The 2,543-nt window shown below is 51.7% G+C and carries 1 rRNA gene (running past one end of the window); it reads right to left on the bottom strand.

The window, feature by feature from the left end:
- A 23S ribosomal RNA gene (locus tag DW720_RS07835) occupies positions 1-2,543 on the bottom strand; its annotated part reaches 225 nt to the left of the window's first position; the annotation flags it as partial.

Raw genomic sequence — 2,543 nt, 5'->3', positions numbered from 1 at the left:
GCTCAACAGATACACCAGAGGCCAGTCCACCCCGGTCCTCTCGTACTAAGGGCAGCTCCTCTCAAATATCCTACGCCCGCGCCGGATAGGGACCGAACTGTCTCACGACGTTCTGAACCCAGCTCGCGTACCGCTTTAATGGGCGAACAGCCCAACCCTTGGGACCTACTTCAGCCCCAGGATGCGATGAGCCGACATCGAGGTGCCAAACCACTCCGTCGATGTGAACTCTTGGGAGTGATAAGCCTGTTATCCCCAGGGTAGCTTTTATCCGTTGAGCGATGGCAATCCCACTTTCTACCACCGGATCACTAAGTCCTACTTTCGTACCTGCTCGACCCGTCGGTCTCGCAGTCAAGCTCCCTTCTGCCTTTGCACTCTTTGAATGGTTTCCAACCATTCTGAGGGAACCTTTGAGCGCCTCCGATACCCTTTCGGAGGCGACCGCCCCAGTCAAACTCCCCACCTGACATTGTCCCACCTCCGGGTCACGGAGGTTGGTTAGAAATCCAGTACCACAAGGGTGGTATCCCAACAGCGACTCCGACAAGACTGGCGTCCTGTCATCAAAGTCTCCCACCTATCCTGTACATGCAGTACCGAATCCCAGTATCAAGCTAGAGTAAAGCTCCATGGGGTCTTTCCGTCCTGGCGCAGGTAACCAGCATCTTCACTGGTATTTCAATTTCACCGGGTGCATTGTCGAGACAGCGCTCAAATCATTACGCCTTTCGTGCGGGTCGGAACTTACCCGACAAGGAATTTCGCTACCTTAGGACCGTTATAGTTACGGCCGCCGTTTACTGGGGCTTAGATTCAAAGCTTCGATTGCTCTAACCTCTCCTCGTAACCTTCCAGCACCGGGCAGGCGTCAGCCCATATACCTCACCTTTCGGTTTCGCATAGACCTGTGTTTTTGCTAAACAGTTGCTTGAGCCTATTCTCTGCGGCCACATCTCTGTGGCACCCTTTATCCCGAAGTTACAGGGTCATTTTGCCGAGTTCCTTAACAATGCTTCTCCCGCCGGCCTTAGGATTCTCTCCTCATCCACCTGTGTCGGTTTACGGTACGGGTACATATCACACAATAGCGGCTTTTCTCGACAGCTCGAATCCCGGACTTCGCTACTTTAATTCGCTCCGCATCACGTCTTCGGCTTACTAAGCGGTTTTGCCAGCTTAGCACCTACCTCGCTTGCCCTGGTATCTTCACTCCCAGGTTCCGGTATCTCTCTGTGTCCCCACAGTTCTGATGATATGCAGTACAGGAATTTCAACCTGTTATCCATCGACTACGTCTTTCGACCTCGCCTTAGGCCCCGACTTACCCAGAGCAGATCAGCTTTACTCTGGAAACCTTAGATATTCGGCCTGGAGGATTCCCACCTCCATCTCGCTACTCATTCCGGCATTCTCTCTTCTTAAAAATCCACAGCTCCTTATCGGTACTGCTTCGTCTCTTTAAGAATGCTCCTCTACCAATGTATAATTACATTCCTAAGCTTCGGTGTTGTGTTTTAGCCCCGGACATTTTCGGCGCAGGACCTCTCGACTAGTGAGCTATTACGCACTCTTTGAATGTGTGGCTGCTTCTGAGCCAACATCCTAGTTGTCTTCGAAATCCCACATCCTTTTCCACTTAACACACACTTTGGGACCTTAGCTGTAGGTCTGGGCTCTTTCCCTTTTGACTACCCAACTTATCTCGTGCAGTCTGACTCCCGTACATCATTTATGCGGCATTCGGAGTTTGATATTCTTCGGTAGACTTTGACGCCCCCTAGGAAATTCAGTGCTCTACCTCCGCTAAACTAATACGAGGCTAGCCCTAAAGCTATTTCGAGGAGAACCAGCTATCTCCGGGTTCGATTGGAATTTCTCCCCTATCCACACCTCATCGCCACCCTTTTCAACGGATGTGCGTTCGGTCCTCCATTCCCTTTTACGGGAACTTCAACCTGGACATGGATAGGTCACCCGGTTTCGGGTCTGCACATGCTGACTTTACGCCCTATTAAGACTCGCTCTCGCTTCGGCTCCGGAGCTTTACTCCTTAACCTCGCCAGCATCCGCAACTCGCCGGACCGTTCTACAAAAAGTACGCGGTTGCACCTTAACGTGCTTCCACAGCTTGTAAACACAGGGTTTCAGGTTCTCTTTCACTCCCCTCCCGGGGTCCTTTTCACCTTTCCTTCACAGTACTATGCGCTATCGGTCACTAAGGAGTATTTAGCCTTGGGGGGTGGTCCCCCCGAATTCCCGCAAGGTTCCACGTGTCTCGCGGTACTCTGGATCCTGCCGCTGCTTATCGTTTTCATGTACGAGGCTTTCACTCTCTCTGGCCGGTCTTTCCAGGACCGTTCCATTAACGAATCAGCTCACTTATGCAGTCCGTAACCCCAGAGTGCACGCACTCTGGTTTGGGCTCTTCCCATTTCGCTCGCCGCTACTTTGGGAATCGATGTTTCTTTCTCTTCCTCCGCCTACTTAGATGTTTCAGTTCAGCGGGTTCCCTTCCATACGTTATGTATTGGCGTATGGAT

Source organism: Clostridium sp. AM27-28 (genome assembly GCF_003480955.1).
Taxonomy (GTDB): Bacteria; Bacillota; Clostridia; order Lachnospirales; family Lachnospiraceae; genus Otoolea; species Otoolea fessa.
The sequence above is the reverse complement of the archived record's forward strand: the minus strand, read 5'-3'. Positions and strand labels throughout refer to the sequence as shown.